This is a genomic window from Nocardia ninae NBRC 108245 (genome assembly GCF_007990755.1).
In the GTDB taxonomy this organism is placed as follows: domain Bacteria; phylum Actinomycetota; class Actinomycetes; order Mycobacteriales; family Mycobacteriaceae; genus Nocardia; species Nocardia ninae.
This window is the reverse complement of sequence record NZ_BJXA01000013.1, coordinates 126,640-142,657: the sequence shown is the minus strand read 5'-3', so window position 1 is coordinate 142,657 and position 16,018 is coordinate 126,640. Positions and strand designations below refer to the sequence as shown.

13 protein-coding genes are annotated in these 16,018 nt (G+C 66.4%); 10 read left to right on the top strand and 3 right to left on the bottom strand.

The genetic code is table 11. From position 1 onward, the window contains the following. Positions 1–3: 3 nt before the first annotated feature. Positions 4–771: a VOC family protein gene (locus tag NN4_RS12820; RefSeq protein WP_147130143.1), complete on the bottom strand. Its 768-nt coding sequence runs from the start codon at positions 769–771 to the stop codon at positions 4–6. A gap of 123 nt (positions 772–894) precedes the next feature. Between NN4_RS12820 and NN4_RS12815 the strand changes: the two genes are divergently transcribed. The 10 genes from NN4_RS12815 to NN4_RS12775 all read left to right on the top strand — a co-directional run bounded on the left by NN4_RS12815 (position 895) and on the right by NN4_RS12775 (position 14,003). Next, complete coding sequence (locus NN4_RS12815; protein ID WP_147130142.1) at positions 895–1,374, top strand: MarR family winged helix-turn-helix transcriptional regulator; 480 nt, start codon at positions 895–897, stop codon at positions 1,372–1,374. A gap of 82 nt (positions 1,375–1,456) precedes the next feature. Continuing rightward, positions 1,457–1,630, top strand: a complete 174-nt coding sequence (locus tag NN4_RS44900; RefSeq protein ID WP_186818382.1) for a hypothetical protein — start codon at positions 1,457–1,459, stop codon at positions 1,628–1,630. Then, the gene (locus NN4_RS12810) at positions 1,627–3,087 is read left to right on the top strand and encodes an FAD-binding protein (RefSeq protein ID WP_147130141.1); all 1,461 of its coding nucleotides are present in this window, start codon (positions 1,627–1,629) and stop codon (positions 3,085–3,087) included. Before NN4_RS44900 ends, NN4_RS12810 begins: the two co-directional genes overlap by 4 nt. Before the next feature lie 45 nt (positions 3,088–3,132). Further along, positions 3,133–4,932 (top strand): gamma-glutamyltransferase family protein, encoded by a 1,800-nt coding sequence (locus tag NN4_RS12805; protein ID WP_147130140.1) that lies wholly within the window; start codon positions 3,133–3,135, stop codon positions 4,930–4,932. Between the two features lie 33 nt (positions 4,933–4,965). Continuing rightward, entirely contained in the window at positions 4,966–6,027 is a 1,062-nt protein-coding gene (locus NN4_RS12800; RefSeq protein WP_135236469.1) for a class I SAM-dependent methyltransferase, read from the top strand. Next, the gene (locus NN4_RS12795; protein ID WP_147130139.1) at positions 6,024–7,211 is read left to right on the top strand and encodes a cytochrome P450; all 1,188 of its coding nucleotides are present in this window, start codon (positions 6,024–6,026) and stop codon (positions 7,209–7,211) included. Before NN4_RS12800 ends, NN4_RS12795 begins: the two co-directional genes overlap by 4 nt. Positions 7,212–7,223: 12 nt before the next feature. After that, positions 7,224–8,279, top strand: coding sequence for a zinc-dependent alcohol dehydrogenase family protein (locus tag NN4_RS12790; RefSeq protein ID WP_147130138.1), 1,056 nt, complete (start codon positions 7,224–7,226; stop codon positions 8,277–8,279). Positions 8,280–8,297: 18 nt separating this feature from the next. After that, a complete protein-coding gene (locus tag NN4_RS12785) occupies positions 8,298–9,785 on the top strand; it encodes an aldehyde dehydrogenase family protein (protein WP_147130137.1) in 1,488 nt (495 codons plus the stop codon). A 21-nt stretch (positions 9,786–9,806) separates the two neighbouring features. After that, on the top strand, positions 9,807–11,669 hold the full coding sequence (gene asnB / locus NN4_RS12780) for an asparagine synthase (glutamine-hydrolyzing) (RefSeq protein ID WP_147130136.1): 1,863 nt from the start codon (positions 9,807–9,809) through the stop codon (positions 11,667–11,669). A gap of 42 nt (positions 11,670–11,711) precedes the next feature. Then, complete coding sequence (locus NN4_RS12775) at positions 11,712–14,003, top strand: ATP-binding cassette domain-containing protein (protein WP_147130135.1); 2,292 nt, start codon at positions 11,712–11,714, stop codon at positions 14,001–14,003. A gap of 3 nt (positions 14,004–14,006) precedes the next feature. Here NN4_RS12775 and NN4_RS12770 read toward each other — a convergent pair whose 3' ends face one another. Both NN4_RS12770 and NN4_RS12765 read right to left on the bottom strand, forming a co-directional pair. After that, entirely contained in the window at positions 14,007–15,008 is a 1,002-nt protein-coding gene (locus NN4_RS12770; protein ID WP_147130134.1) for an SCO2521 family protein, read from the bottom strand. After that, positions 14,998–15,999: an SCO2522 family protein gene (locus NN4_RS12765; RefSeq protein ID WP_147130133.1), complete on the bottom strand. Its 1,002-nt coding sequence runs from the start codon at positions 15,997–15,999 to the stop codon at positions 14,998–15,000. Before NN4_RS12765 ends, NN4_RS12770 begins: the two co-directional genes overlap by 11 nt. Positions 16,000–16,018 lie beyond the last annotated feature (19 nt).

Below are 16,018 nucleotides of genomic sequence, written 5' to 3'. Positions count from 1 at the left end.
TCCTCAGTCGTCGGACGGCTGCGCGAAGGCGGTCCACCGGTTGCCGAACGGATCGGTGAACTGGCCGATGACCAGGCCCTTCGCGTCGGAGAACGGATCCATTACCCGCTGGCCGCCGGCCTGTTCACAGCGCGCGAGCAGGTCCGGGACGTCGGTGACGAGCAGTCCGGGAATCGCGTAGTCGGTCGGGTTCGGCAGCGCCGACACATCCATCGTGCCGCCGATCGGCTCCTCCGCCCCGCCGGGCGTGACGCTGTAGTAGATCGCGCCTTCGGCCGCTTCGTCCAGCTCGTAGGTCCAGCCGAAGGCCTGTTCATAGAACTTGCGCGTCGCGGCGAGATCCGTTGTCCCGATCTCGAACCAGGCCGTTCCGTTCGGCACCGGCGTGCGGCGAGAGTCCTTGCGCGCCACGGGTTCGAACAGGCCGAGCTGGTTTCCTTGCACATCCGCGATCACAGCATGGATGTCGCCCGCAGGGGTGCGCGCAGGAGGCTCGATAACCTTGGCGCCCAACGATTCCAGCTGCGGGATGCTCGCCGCGACATCCTCGCGGACAACGCTGATGCACAGCGCGTCGCGGCTGCCACGGCGCAACGCGCCCATGCTCGCCGCCGCACCGGGCGCGGTGATCGTGTAATAGTCGGGTTCGTCGCCGAAAGATGTTAGCTGCCAGTCGAATATGTCCTGGTAGAACTGCTTGCTTCGGGCGGGATCCGTGGCGGTGATCTCGAACCACCCCACGGTCGAAGGGCGCAAGCCAAGGGTGCCCATAACCACTCCTTCTGTGTGACAGAGTACGAGTTGGTGCCACTACCGTAAACTAGTTTCCAGCCGGAAATCAAGCCAACTAGTTTCCTATCAGAAATCAAATCCGTGCCCGGTGAGGAGAGACCAGTGCCCCCTGACGAAGACCAGCACAGCGAAGTACTCGACTGGCAGGCCGGGATCGAGAACGCGCTGGCCCACCTGACCTGCGTCCTCGTCGCGCGCCGCACCAGAACGACACCCGAGCGGGTGACCTGGCAGCAGTACGACGTGCTGGAAATGCTGCGGCTGCGCGGCCCGATGACGCCATCGGCCCTGAGCGATTCGCTGAGCGTGTCCCGCCCGACGATGTCCAAAGCCCTTCGCGTACTGAAGGATCAGGATCTGGTGGAGCAGGCGGCGCTGGGCACCGACCGCCGGGAACAGACCACCTCGCTCACCGCGGCCGGGCTCGAATTCCTCGACCGCGCGGCCGAATGCCGGCGGGACAACGCCAGGATCGCCGAGTCCGTGCTCACCCCGGACGAGCAGGCCGTGTTCGCCGAACTCTGCGGCAAGGTCGCCGAGGCCATCCACGCGGCCGGACAGCCGGCGCCGATCTCCTCGTGAACCCGCGAGTTATGTACGGCTTCAAGAGGTTTTGACGGTAATTTGAAAGTTCCATGAATGTGCCGGGCCGTACGGTCCGGTTATGTTCGACGTATTGGAATGGGCCGCAGCCAGTGTGCTGGCATACCGCCCACCACCATTGCGTCGAAAGGAGTTTGCCGTGCCTGATTTCAGCGCCGGCACAATACGCTCGCTGACGAGCGTCGATTTTCTCGATCGCCGAGCCGATCATGCCGGACGGGAGCCGAAGCGGTGAGCCGCGCGGATCTGTCCGAGAAATCGGCGGTCATCGGTTTCGATCCGATCGAGCGCAACTGGGTCACCGGCACCGCGGCCAGCGCGTCGTTCGCCGACGCGCCCGCGCTGGCGGGTGAGCTGCTCGTCGACGACGAGTCCCGCGCGGCGGTCGCCACCGACCTCGGAAACATCACCAACCACAAGCCCGCTGCGGTACTGCGGCCGCGCTCGGCGGATGACATCGCCGCGATGGTCCGTTTCTGCCGCGCCCATGACATCAGCGTGTCGGTGCGCGGCCAAGCGCACACCACCCTCGGCCAGGGCCTGTCCGACGGACTGGTCATCGAGAACCGGTACCTCAACCGAATCCACGCCATCGGCAAGGACGTCGCCGAGGTCGACGCGGGAATCCTGTGGAAGGACCTCGTCGATGCCGCCTACGAACGAACACCGAGACTCACCCCGCCCGCCGTCACCGGATACACCTCGCTGACTGTCGGCGGCACCCTCTCGGTGGGTGGCCTCGGCGGCCTGGTCGGCGCGCTGAACACCGGACTCCAGGTCGATCACGTGCGCGAACTCGAGGTTGTCACCGGGACCGGCGACATCGAACGCTGCTCGGCCGAGCGCAAACCCGACCTGTTCGAGGCGGTGCTCGGCGGACTCGGCCAGTGCGGCATCATCACCAAGGCCGTGCTCGACCTCGTGCCCGCGACCGAACGGGCCCGCACCTACGTGCTGGAGTACACCGACAACGCCGACTTCTTCCGCGACGTGCGCACGCTCATCGAGCGCCCGGTCATCGACCATGTCTATGCCGAGCTGTACTCGCCGGAGTCCGCGCCGACGCACCGGCTGTACGCGACAGTCCTTTACGACCCGGCCACCCCGCCCGACGATCAGGTCGCCGCCGAGGGCCTGACCACCGCGCCGCTCATCGATGACACCAGCTACCTGGACTACGTCTACAAGATCGACACGCTGGTCGACGGTATGCGGGAGACGGTGAACTGGGACCGGCTCGTCAAGCCCTGGTACGACGTGTGGCTGTCCGGCGCCGTGGTCGAGGACTATGTCGCCGAGGTCCAGTCGCAGCTCACCGCCCGCGATATCGGGCCGTTCGGGATCAGTTTGCTCTACCCGCAACGGCGTTCGCACATGACCAGGCCGTACCCCCCGGTGCCCGAGGCGAACGGATCCGACTGGGTGTTCGTCCTCGACATCAACACCGTGGCCGAGACCCCCGGCATCGATCCGGCGTTCATCGAGGAAATGCTCGACCGCAACGACCGAATGTTCGCGCACGCGCGGGCGGAGTACGGCGCCGTGCTCTACCCGATCGGCTCGCTGCGCTTCACCGCGCAGGACTGGCGTGCCCATTACGGCGACAAATGGACGGCGTTCCGGGCCGCGAAAACCCGCTATGACCCGAGCGGCCTCCTCGCGCGCGGTCTGCACATATTCGACGACGAATAACCACATTCAAGTCGGTCGAACTTCGAAATCGTAGGGAGTACCCCCATGCCTCCATCCAAGCCCGAGCTGACCGGGACCACCGGTGCCGTGGCCAGCACCCACTGGCTTGCCTCCGCGGCGGGCATGCGCATTCTGGCCAACGGCGGCAACGCGTTCGACGCCGCGGCCGCCGCCGGATTCGTGCTCCAGGTGGTGGAACCGCACTTCAACGGCCTCGGCGGCGACCTGTCCGTGGTGGCGCACCAGGCCGGACGCGATGACGTGCAAGCGATCTGCGGCCAGGGGCCGATGCCCCGCGCGATCGGCATCGACACCTTCGCCGAGCTCGGGCTGCGCAGCATCCCCGGCTCCGGCCTGCTGCCCGCCTGCGTGCCCGGCGCGTTCGGCGGTTGGCTGCGGCTGCTCGCCGAGTTCGGCACCATGCACCTGGCCGACGTGCTGCAACCCGCGATCGGCTACGCGGACAACGGTTTTCCGCTGCTGCCCGAGACCGCGCGGGCCATCGACGTGCTCGCCCCGCTGTTCCGCGACGAGTGGACCGGATCGGGCCAGACATACCTGAAAGGCGGCGTGGCACCCGCTGCGGGCAGCCGCTTCCGTAATCCGGCGCTGGCCAACACCTATCAGCGTCTGATCAAGGCGGCGGAGTCCGCCTCCGCCGACCGCGAAGCCCAGTACCAGGCCGCGCACGACGCCTTCTACAAAGGCTTTGTGGCAGAAGAGATCTCGGAGTTCCTGGCCGGCGGGCCGATGCTGGACGCCACCGGCCGACGGCACCGCGGGCTGCTGACCGCCGACGATCTCGCCGACTGGCAGGCCACCGTGGAGACCGCACCGAGCCACGGCTACGGCCCGTACCAGGTCTTCAAGCCGGGACCGTGGTCGCAGGGACCGGTGTTCCTGCAGCAGATCGCGCTGCTCGACGGCTTCGATCTGGCGAAGATGGGTCCCGGCAGCGCCGACTACATACACACCGTGATCGAGTGCACGAAGCTCGCGATGGCCGATCGTGAAGCCTGGTACGGCGATCCGGCCTTCAGCGAGGTGCCGCTGGCCGGGCTGCTCGACGAGGACTACACCAAGCAGCGGCGCGAACTGGTCGGCCCGCGGGCCGCGCTGGATCTTCGGCCCGGTTCGCCCGGCGGCCGCACCTCGTTCATACCCGAACGGGCCGCGCTGGAATATCCGGAAACCGACTCCGAGTGGATGTCGCAGCTGCGCAACGGATTACCGACGATTCTGCAAGAAACCACGACGAAGGGCGACACCGTCACCGTCACCGCCGTCGACCGGCACGGCAATATGGTCGCCGCCACCCCGAGCGGTGGCTGGCTGAAGAGTTCACCCGCGATCGCGAGTCTCGGCTTCCCGCTCGGCACCCGCGGCCAGTGCGGCTACCTCGCCGAGGGCCACCCGAACTCGCTGGCGCCAGGCAAACGACCGCGCACCACCCTCAGCCCGAGCGTGGCGCTGCGCGACGGCCGCCCGTTCGTCGCCTTCGGCACCCCCGGCGGTGACCGGCAGGATCAGTGGACGTTGCAGTTCTTCCTCAATGTCGCCGACTTCGGACTCGACTTCCAGAGCGCGACCGAAACCTCCGCCTTCCACACCGATCAGGTGCCCGCGTCGTTCACCCCGCACGCACACCGGCCCGGTGTGCTGGTGGCCGAGGAGACCTGCGATCCGGCCGTCGTCCAGCAGCTGGCACAGCGTGGCCACGAGGTGGAACTCGTGCCCGCGTACTCGCTGGGCCGGGTCTGTGCGGCCGGGTTCACCGCGGACCGGGAGTTCGTCCGAGCGGCCGCCAGCCCACGCGCCCGGCACGCCTACGCGGTCGCCGAATAGCGCTCGGCCACAACACCTTCGGAAGGAACAACGATGACGATCACCGACCACCGTCCGGAGATCATCGAACTCACCGACGAGCAACAGCGCAGAGAGTGGCAGGCCTTCACCCTCTCCGATCTGCCCGAGATGATCAGCGCGATGCACGTCTGTCACGCGGTACGGGCAATTGCCGACACCCCGCTGCTGGAACGCCTCCGCTCCGGCCCGCGGAACCCCGCCGACGGTCTGCTCGCCGGCATCGACCCCGATATGGGGCCCGGCTTCCTGCGCTATCTGGTCAATCGAGGGATCCTCGAAACCCGGGGCGAGGAGTACTTTCTGACCCGGCTCGGCGAGTTCCTCACCACCGATGTCTCCCTGGCCCGCCTCGGCGTCTACGTCGACGCGTACGGCATGGTGACCAGCCGGACCGGCGACCTGCTCACCGGTAAAGCGGTCTACGGCAAGGACGTGGTCCGCGACGGCGGGAAACTCGGCGCGCACTGCGACACCCTGTTCTCCGCCTTCCACACACCGACCCTGCTCACCGCGATGCGCGGGCGCAACGTTCAACGCATCCTCGACATCGGTTGCGGCGGCGGGCAATTGGTGGTAGACGCCTGTTTGCGCGATCCTTCGCTCACCGGTATCGGTTTGGACATCGATGCCGACGCCGTGGCGGTGGCCAACGAGCACGCCCGTACCTCCGGGGTGGCGGACCGGGTCCAGTTCGTCGTCGGCGACGCCTTCGCCCCGAAGACCTGGCCGAAGGAGTGCTTCGAGGCCGACGGGCTGTGCATGATGAGCGCGCTGCACGAGCACTTCCGGCACGGTGAGCAGGCGGTCATCGACCTGTTGAACGAGATCGGGGCCACGTTCCCCGATTTGAAGATCCTGCTGATCGGCGAGCCCGAAATCCGCTACGACAGCAGGGAAAACGACGACGACTTCTTCCTCATCCACGTGCTGACCGGGCAGGGTCTCCCCCGCGACCGCGCCGCCTGGTTCGACGTGTTCGCCAAGTCCGACCTGACCTGTCGCCGGATGTACACGCGGCCGGAGGCCGGTCCCCGGCTGTGCTTCTACGATCTGGCCGGAAAGGACCAGCCGTGACCACCACCGAAACCGCTGCGGCCCAGACCGATCTGGATCTCTTCTCGACCGAAGCGCTGCTCGATCCCGCCCCCTGCTACCGGACATTGCGCGACCTGGGTCCCGTGGTCCACATGACCGAACACGACCTGTACGGCCTGTTCCGCTACGACCAGGTGCGCGCGGCGCTCATCGACTGGGAGGGCTTCAGCTCCGCCCAGGGCATCGCGATGAACCCCACCGCCAACGAACTCTCCGACGGCTCACTGCTTTCCATGGACCCGCCGCGACACCGCGCGGTGCGCAAGGTCCTCGACGACGCCCTGCGCCCCAAGTACGTGCGCAAGGTCGCGGGCAATATCGAGCACCTGGCCGACCAACTGGTCGACGACCTGATGCAGCGCGAAACCTTCGACGGTGTCACCGATTTCGCGGCCAAGCTGCCGGTCGACATCGTGATGGACCTCATCGGCTTCCCCCGTGACGAGAACCGGGACAAGATTCTGGTCTGGGCACTCGGCGCCTTCAACTACTTCGGGCCGCCCGGAGAACGTCAGCTGTCCACCTTCCCCGATGTGCAGGCGCTGATGCAGTATCTCGTCACCGACGCGACACCGGACAAGCTGCTGCCCGACAGCTTCGGCCAAATCGTCTGGGAGGCAGCCGATCGCGGCGAGATCAGCGAGAACGAAGCCCTGATGACCATGAGCGCGTACGCCTGCGCCGGGTTGGACACCACCATCGCCGGGGTGGCCAGCACCCTCTGGCTGCTGGCTCAGCACCCGGACCAGTGGGCGGCCGTGCGGCAGGACCCGAAGCTCGTCCCCGGCGCGTTCCTGGAAGGCGTCCGGCTCGAGACGCCGATCCAGCACTTCTCCCGGGTCACCACCGCGGACCGGGAGGTCGAGGGCGTGACGATTCCCGAAGGCGCCCGAGTCCTCGTCTCCTACGCCGCCGCGAATCGGGACGAACGCCACTACCCCGATCCGGATCGCTTTCAGGCGGACCGCAATCCGGCCGACACCGTCGGTTTCGGCTTCGGCGTGCACAACTGCCCGGGCCGCACCCTCGCCTCGATGGAGGCGCACGCGCTGTTCGTCGCGCTCGCCAAACGGGCGACCACGGTCGAGCTCGCCGGCGATCCCATCCGGACGCCGAACAACATCACCCGGGGACTGGACACGCTCCCCGTCCGTATCTCCTGAAAGGGGGCGACCATGCAAGCGGCACAGATCGTCGAGTACGGTGCCCCACTCGAACTACGCGAAATCCCCGACCCTGCACCAGAACCGGACGGCGTAGTGCTCGAAGTCCTCGCGACCGGTATCTGCCGCAGCGACTGGCACGCCTGGATGGGTGACTGGGGGTGGATGGGCGGACAGGTCGCGTTGCCACGCACACTGGGTCACGAGATCGTCGGCACGGTGCGCGCCGTCGGTGCCGAGGTTCGCGGTGTGCGGGTCGGCGACCGGGTCACCACGCCGTTCCACTTGGCCTGCGGCACTTGCGCGTACTGCCGTTCAGGGCACGCAAACGTGTGCGACAACATGCAGGTGCTGGGCTTCTGGTGCGACGGAGGGTACGCCGAGTATGTCCGAATCCCCAACGCCGACTTCAACTGTGTACACATACCGGACGAGCTCCCGTCCGTCCCTGCCAGCGCGATCGGCTGCCGCTTCATGACGGCCTTCCACGCGGTCACCGAGCAGGGGCAGGTCCGTCCCGGTGAGTGGGTCGCGGTGCACGGAGTCGGCGGCGTCGGCTTGGCGGCCGTGCAGATCGCCGGTGCCGCAGGAGCTTCCGTGGTAGCGGTGGACATCGACGCGAGCAAGCTGGCACTGGCCAAAGAACAGGGCGCGGTGCACACCATCGACGCGAGCGTCGAGCAGGACGTGCCCACTGCGGTACAGGATCTCACCGGCGGCGGTGCGCACGTCTCGATCGACGCACTCGGTACCCGCGCGACGGTGGTGAATTCCGTACGCTCGCTGCGTAAACGGGGTCGCCACGTCCAGGTCGGGTTGACCAGTGCGGCGGATGCCGGTGAGATCGCGCTCCCCGTGGACGCGATCACCATCGGTGAGCTGACCATCGTCGGCTCGCACGGCAATCCGCATTCCAGTTATCCGCAGCTGCTCTCGCTCGTCGCGTCCGGCAAACTCACGCCGCAGACCCTGGTGCAGCGCACCGTCTCCCTCGACCAGGCCGGGGAAGTCCTCTCCGCAATGAGCGATTTCACCACCAACGGCATCACCGTCATCGACCGCTTCTGACGCGGACCGGGAGGACTCGTGAATACCTCAGGTAACACCGTGGGCGAGGCCGCCCGCGACTTCCTGTCCCGTGCACAGCTGCTGTACATCGACGGTGCCTTCGTCGCCGCGGCGACCGGGCGGACGTTCAGCACGATCGATCCGTCCACCGGCGAACACATCACGGAGGTCGCGCATGCGGGATCTGCCGATGTCACGGCCGCCGTAACCGCGGCCCGTGCCGCACTCGACGGACCGTGGAGCCGGCAGTCGGCGGCCGACCGCGGCCTGCTGCTCGCCCGCCTCGCCGACCTCATCGAGAGCAATGGCGACGAGCTCGCCGAGCTCGAATCCCTCGATGCGGGCAAACCGATCACGATGACTCGCGCGCTGGATGTGCCTGCGGCGGCCGCTCAGTTTCGCTACTTCAGCGGCTGGCCCGCACGCATCGAGGGCGAGACGATCCCCGTCGCAGTGCCGAATACGTTGTGCTACACCGGGAAAGAACCGGTCGGGGTGTGCGCCCAGATCATTCCCTGGAACTTCTCACTGTTGATGACCGCCTGGAAGCTCGGGGCCGCGCTGGCCGCCGGCTGCACGGTGGTACTCAAGCCCGCCGAGCAGACGCCACTGACCGCGCTGCGCTTGGCCGAGCTGATCGAGTCCGCCGGTTTCCCGGCGGGCACGGTCAATGTGCTGACCGGTGACGGCGAAACCGGTGCGGCACTGGTCGATCACCCGGGCGTCGACAAGATCGTGTTCACCGGGTCCACGGCGGTGGGGCGCGAGATCGGCGCGAAGGCAGGGGCGCAACTGAAGCGGGTGACGCTCGAGCTCGGCGGGAAGAGCCCGAACATCATCCTTCCCGACGCTGATCTCGAAGCCGCGATTGCCGGGAGCTACAACGGGATCTACTTCAATACCGGCCAGGCGTGCAACGCCGCATCCAGGCTGTACGTGCACCGGAGTGTGTTCGACGAGGTGATCGAGGGGCTGTCGGCGCGGGCGAAGACCGCGCAGGTCGGCTCGGCGCTGGATCCGGCCACCGAGTGCGGACCCGTGGTCTCGGCCGAGCAGTACCGCCGGGTGCGCGGCTACATCCGCGACGGCGCCACCGAGGGAGCGACATTGACGTTCGGTGAAGCTCCCGCATCCGAACCGGATGGCGGATACTTCATTCGCCCAACGCTTTTCACCGATGTGACACCGGACATGCGGATCTGTCGCGAGGAGATCTTCGGGCCGGTACTGGTGGCAGCCCCCTTCGACAGCATCGACGAAGCCGTGCACCTGGCCAATGCCACCGACTTTGGTCTCGCGGCCGGGGTCTGGACCCAAAACCTCAGCGACGCACACACTCTCGCCGCTCGCCTGCACGCGGGCTCGGTCTATCTCAACACGTGGGCGCCGGGTGATCCGGCCGCGCCCTTCGGCGGCGTCAAAGCGTCCGGTGTCGGCCGGGAAATGGGCCGGGCCGGGCTCGACGCGTATCTCGAACCGAAGACCGTGTGGGCGACCCTCGCGTAACGACAGCGAAAGGACAAGACGATGTGTGGAATCGCCGGTTGGGCAGATTTCGATCGTGATCTCACTGCCGAGCGCCCGGTTCTCCAGAAAATGGTGGACACCATGGCTTTCCGCGGTCCCGATGACGAGGGACTGTGGCTACAGCCGCATTGCGCGCTAGGGCATCGGCGGCTCTCGGTGATCGACCTCGAGGGTGGCCGACAGCCGATGGTCACGCCGGAGACGCTGCCCGACGGCACGCCGCTGGCCGCGATCAGCTACAGCGGTGAGGTATACAACTTCACCGAACTTCGCGACGAACTCACGGCGCACGGTCACCGCTTCAGGACACGAAGCGACACCGAGGTCGTCCTCCGCGCCTATCTGGAGTGGGGCGCGGATTTCGTGCGACGACTGAACGGCATGTTCGCCTTCGCGATCTGGGACAGCCGCGTCGAGGAATTGCTGCTGTATCGGGACAGGTTGGGCGTCAAGCCGCTGTTCTACTATCCGACCCCCGCCGGGGTGCTCTTCGGGTCCGAACCGAAAGCGATTCTCGCCCATCCGGAAAGCCGAGCGGCGCTCACCCTCGAGGGGCTGCGCGACGTGCTGTCCTTTGTCCGGGTTCCCGGGCAGACACCGCTCGACGGCATGTACGAGGTGCGTCCCGGGCATATTCTTCGGGTTCGCCATGGCCGGCGGACCGAGCAGAAGTATTGGGAACTGGAATGCCGGCCGCACACCGATGACGTCCCCGCGACCGTCGGCGCGGTCCGGGGTTTGTTGGAAGACATTGTTTCTCGTCAGCTGGTTGCCGACGTTCCGCTGTGCACGCTGCTGTCCGGTGGTTTGGATTCCAGCGCGTTGACCGCCTTGGCGCAGCGCAGGCTCGACGCCGACGGCGGCGGGCGGATCCGCAGCTTCTCGGTGGATTTCGAAGGCCAGGTGGAGAATTTCGCGCCGGAGCCGCTGCGCGAAGCGCCCGATCAGCCGTTCGCGGCGGAGTTGGTTCGGCATGTCGGCACCGACCATCAGACGATCCTGCTGAACAACGCGGATCTGGTGGCCCCGAACATCCGAGCGGCCGTCTCACGCGCCTGGGATCTGCCGTTCGGTGACGGCGATCTCGGCCCGTCGCTCTACCTGCTGTTCCGTGCGGTGCGGGAGCAATCCACCGTCGCACTGTCCGGTGAATCCGCGGATGAGGTCTTCGGCGGTTACCTGTGGTTCCACGACGAGAAGGCCGTGCAGGCCGATACTTTCCCCTGGCACGCGCTCGGCGAGCGGTCGATCACCGAGCAATCCACGGCGTTCCTGAATCCGGATCTGACGGCGCGGCTGAATCTTCCGGAATACATCGCCGACCAATACCACTCGGCCCTTCGAGAAGTGCCGCACCTGACCGGCGAAACCGGCCACGACCGGCGAATGCGGACCGCGAGCTACCTGAATCTCACGAGATGGCTGCCGGTAATGCTGGATCGCAAGGACCGCTTGAGCATGGCCAGCGGTATCGAGGTGCGTGTCCCGTTCTGCGACCATCGCCTGGTCGAGTATGTCTTCAATGTGCCGTGGTCGATGAAGACGTTCGACGGGCGGGAGAAGAGCCTGCTGCGCGCCGCCACCGCGGATCTGCTGCCGGAGTCCATTGTGCAGCGGCGCAAAGCTCCCTATCCCTCCACTCAGGATCCCGGCTACGACCGGGCGATCAAGCAGATACTCGGAAAGATCGTCGCGGAGCCCAGTTCACCGGCCCTGCCGCTGTTCGATCTCGACGCGCTGGACCAGCATCTCAACGCGCCGGTCGAGGCTGCCTCGTCCATGCAGGAAAGGGGGCTATACAACGAGACGCCGATTCGTCTCGCGGAATGGGTAGCCGACTATGAGGTCGACGTCCTGGTATAGTTTCCGTTTGGAAACTACTTGCGCACGCTGAGGGGAGTGGAGATGTCGGATCGAGCCGGACGGCAAGCGAACGACAGCATTACGCTGCAAGGCGTCCGAGAAAACAACCTGAAGAATGTGTCGCTGGAGATCCCGAAGGGGCGGCTGACCGTCTTCACCGGTGTATCGGGTTCCGGGAAGTCGTCGCTGGTGTTCGGCACGATCGCAGTCGAGTCGCAGCGCCAGCTCAACGAGACGTTCCCCTGGTTCATCCGCAACCGGCTGCCGAAGTACGAGCGGCCGCACGCCGAGGGCATGTCGCATCTGTCCACCGCGATCGTGGTCGACCAGCGCCAGATCGGCGGCAGCTCCCGCTCGACCGTCGGCACCATGACGGAGATCAATCCCATGCTGCGCGTGCTGTTCTCGCGGCACGGCAAGCCCAGCGCGGGCGAGTCGACCATGTACTCGTTCAATGTTCCGCAGGGCATGTGCCCCGAGTGCGAAGGACTCGGCCGGACCGCGCGACTCGACCTCGACCTGCTGCTCGACAAGTCGAAGTCGTTGAACGAGGGCGCCATCCAGTCACCACTGTTCGCGGTCGGCGGCTATCCGTGGATCACCTACGCGGAATCCGGACTGTTCGATCCCGATAAGCCGTTGCAGAAGTTCACCGCGGCAGAATGGGACAAGCTGCTGCACGGCGGAGGATTCAAGGTCCGGCGCCCCGGCAAGGACGTGACGCACTCCAACGAATACGAGGGCATCGTCGTCCGGTTCAATCGCCGCTATCTCAAGAACGGCCTGGATGCGCTGAAAGACAAGGAGCGCAAGGACGTCGAGCAGGTGGTGCGGACCAGCACCTGTGAGGTCTGCGGCGGCGGCAGGCTCAATAAGGCCGCGCTCGCCTCCAAGATCAACGGCAAGAACATCGCCGACTACGCGGACATGGAGGTGAGCGAACTGATCGTCGAGCTGGGGAAGATCGACGATCGAGTCGCCAAACCCGTTGTCCAGGCAGCTATCACGGCACTGTCCCGGCTGGAATCGATCGGACTGGGCTACCTCAGCCTCGGCCGCGAGACCTCTACCCTGTCCGGCGGCGAGGGCCAGCGGCTGAAGACGGTCCGTCATCTCGGCAGCAGCCTGAGCGATCTGACCTTCATCTTCGACGAGCCGAGCGTCGGCCTGCATCCGCGAGATGTGCACCGGCTCAACGAGCTTCTCGCGCAACTGCGTGACAACGGCAACACCGTGCTGGTGGTCGAGCACAATCCGGACGTCATGGCCGTCGCCGATCGCATCGTCGACATGGGGCCCGGGGCCGGGTCGCACGGCGGTGAGATCGTCTTCGAGGGGACCTACCGGCAACTCCTGAAAGCCAAGACGCTCACCGGCCGACGGCTGCGTGAGCACACCGGTTTGAAGGAGCAGGTCCGTGAACCGACCGGCTCGCTGGAGATCAGCAAGGCATCGCTGAACAACTTGCAGAACGTCTCCGTGCGCATCCCCACCGGGGTGCTCACCGCGGTGACCGGCGTGGCGGGCTCCGGCAAGAGTTCGCTCATCTCAGGAGCTTTCGCCGCCCAGCACCCGGACGCGGTCATGGTCGACCAGTCGGGCATCGGCATCTCCTCGCGGTCGACGCCGGCGACCTATGTCGACATCATGGACACCGTCCGAAACCTGTTCGCCAAAGCCAACGATGCCGACCCCGGCCTGTTCAGCTTCAACTCGACCGGCGCCTGCCCGGCGTGCAAGGGACGCGGCGTGATCGAGACGGACCTCGCCTACATGGATCCGGTCACGGTGACCTGCGAAGTATGTGAGGGCAGCCGCTATCGGGACGAGGCGCTCGAAAAGACGTTGCGCGGCAAGAACATCGCCGAAGTGCTCGGGCTCACCGTGGAGGAAAGTCTGTCCTACTTCACCGAAGACAAGGTGACCGCCAAGCTCGCGATGCTCCAAGAAGTCGGGCTGGCGTATTTGACACTGGGGCAACCACTCTCGACCCTGTCGGGCGGTGAGCGCCAACGGCTCAAGCTGGCGCACCGCCTCCAGGACACGGGCACCGTGTTCGTCTTCGATGAGCCGACCACCGGCCTGCACATGGCCGACGTCGACCGGCTGCTCACCCTCTTCGATCGCCTGGTCGACGAAGGAAACACGGTCATCGTGGTGGAACACGATCTCGAGGTCGTCAAATACGCCGACTGGGTCATCGATCTCGGGCCGGACGCGGGCCGTCACGGCGGCAAGGTGCTGTTCGAAGGCACTCCGGAGCAGCTGGCCGCGGACAAGAAATCCGTCACCGCCGAGTATCTACGCAAGGACCTCGAACGGGCAGACCGCTGACCGTCAGGGCTCTGTGCCGATCCTTGTCTGCCGGTTCGCATCCAAGGCGCCTACCAGCACGCGGTTGCGGAGCTCGTCGACCAGGATTTGCCGGTCGACGGAGAAGCCGGGGTCGGCCTCCAGTGGAGTCCACAGTGCGCGGAGCGGGGCGGGGGTGTGTGCGCCGGGTGCCCAGAGGTGGGCGAGGTGGTGCAGTGCCGGAGCTGACAGCGCGGTTGATTCGGGTGTCCCCGGGTCGAAGAAGTCGGACTTTTCGAGGGTTGCCCTGAGGGCTGTCAGCAGCCAGTCGTGGGCCGCGAGGTCTTCGCAGAACTGTTGCGCGGCGGCTAGTTCGTCCGCGTCGCGCACGGTGATCTCGGCGGTGCGGTCAGTGTCGTTGAGCACGCGAAAAGCGACTCGGGTCTGCTCGACATCACCTCTGCGCGCTGCCCATCTCAGGCGAGTGGTGCTGGCCCGCAGCGGGACTCGCTGATCGAGGTGCGGGTCCATGGTGATTCGCCCGAGTAGTCGATGGGCTATCGACCCGAGATCGAGAACGTCCGGGGTCGGTGGTCCACCGGCCAAGAGACCAGCCGTCAGTCTGCTGCTCGTCTCGGCGGCGACCTTGGTGAGTACCTCCAGCACCCCGGCCCGGCCGAGGTAATGCGACCACACCCGCCGCTCAGGCCACTCTGCGGCAACGACTTTCGCCTGCGTCGAGCTCTGTAGCACGCGGCCACCGAGCACGACGGCATGGTTGGCCACCGTGCCGATCGCCCGCACCGCGGCGTGCCCGGGGGCGGCCAGTTCGCAGTCCACGCCCGTCACGATGTCCGGCGAGACCGCGCGGGACATCGGGCGTTCCCGCCAGTGCACGGGGTGGCCCGGCATCAGGTCCAGCAGCTGGTCCGAATCGCTGCGCCGCAGGGGTTTTGCCGTCGGCAGCAGGCAGGTGTGTGTCTCCCCCAGCACGACGAGAACCCGATGGTCCGCCGGATCGCTCGGTTCGTGCACGTCAGCGTCCATCCACCAGGTGGTAGTTCAGGCGTTCGGTGCTGCTGCGCGGCAACGAGACCTGCTCCTGGGCCGCGCGGCGAACGAGCTGTTCGACCACCTCGTCGTCGAGCCGGATGTGCTCGAGTATCAGCCGCACGGCGTGCTCGACCTCCAGGTACCGCACCGGAAGAACGGACAGCGAGCGGTATGCGGCAAACGGTTTCGCACGGGGGTTCAGTTTGAGCACGGTGGGCAAATCCTGCCAGTCGGCCGGCCAAGGCTGTTGACGGTCCCACAGCTGCGGTTCGACCACCGGTCTGCCGTGGAAGCGCAGCAGACCCAGTCGTAGTAGCTGCCAGATCGACGTGAGAAACGGCAACGACCAGGTGATCGGTAACTCGTTGCTGCTCTGCTGCTTTCGCGGTTCCTCGCGCCACAGTTCGACGTCGAGAAAGATCGAATGTGTGGGGCTGCCGAATTCTTCGGGCGGCTGATACGGGTCGTTGCGCATTGCCTGCGCGGGTTCGTCGGAGGCGCGCGTGCCGTTGCACAGCCAGCCCGACTGGTCGGTCGGCGGCCTGCGACCCGTCGCGCCCCGGGTCGGCGAGGGCACGATCCGAGCCCGAACCGCCTGCGCCAGTTCGATTCCGGGGCCTTCCGCCCTGGCGGGGACGACCGCGCAGCCTGCCTCTCGCCCCAAATAGTCGATGGTGAGTCCTTTGTCCTCGGCGCACCCGAGTAGTCGGCCGAGCACGTCGCGTGGATCGGTGTCGGCGCGGAAATAGTCATCGACCAGCAGACAGGTACTCACCCGGGCCTTCGGCCCGAATTCGACCTTCGCCGCGTCGGTGAACCACGTGACCAGCGGCACGACCTTGCGGAATTGCTCACGAATCCAGTCGTCCCCGTTGCCGAGGTCTTCCATCCGGAGATGTCCCACCTCGATGGAGACATGGGACAGCGGCACCCCGGCGATCCGCGGCTGATCGGTCCCCTCGCTGTACCCGGCGGCGTATTCCACTGTGTTCGGCACCTTCCAC

Bases quoted from the DNA above. Each gene is read 5' to 3' on its own strand.
- NN4_RS12820 (WP_147130143.1), bottom strand. From the start codon at position 771: ATGGGCACCCTTGGCTTGCGCCCTTCGACCGTGGGGTGGTTCGAGATC.
- NN4_RS44900 (WP_186818382.1), top strand. From the start codon at position 1,457: ATGTTCGACGTATTGGAATGGGCCGCAGCCAGTGTGCTGGCATACCGC.
- NN4_RS12805 (WP_147130140.1), top strand. From the start codon at position 3,133: ATGCCTCCATCCAAGCCCGAGCTGACCGGGACCACCGGTGCCGTGGCC.
- NN4_RS12800 (WP_135236469.1), top strand. From the start codon at position 4,966: ATGACGATCACCGACCACCGTCCGGAGATCATCGAACTCACCGACGAG.
- NN4_RS12790 (WP_147130138.1), top strand. From the start codon at position 7,224: ATGCAAGCGGCACAGATCGTCGAGTACGGTGCCCCACTCGAACTACGC.
- asnB (WP_147130136.1), top strand. From the start codon at position 9,807: ATGTGTGGAATCGCCGGTTGGGCAGATTTCGATCGTGATCTCACTGCC.
- NN4_RS12775 (WP_147130135.1), top strand. From the start codon at position 11,712: ATGTCGGATCGAGCCGGACGGCAAGCGAACGACAGCATTACGCTGCAA.
- NN4_RS12770 (WP_147130134.1), bottom strand. From the start codon at position 15,008: ATGGACGCTGACGTGCACGAACCGAGCGATCCGGCGGACCATCGGGTT.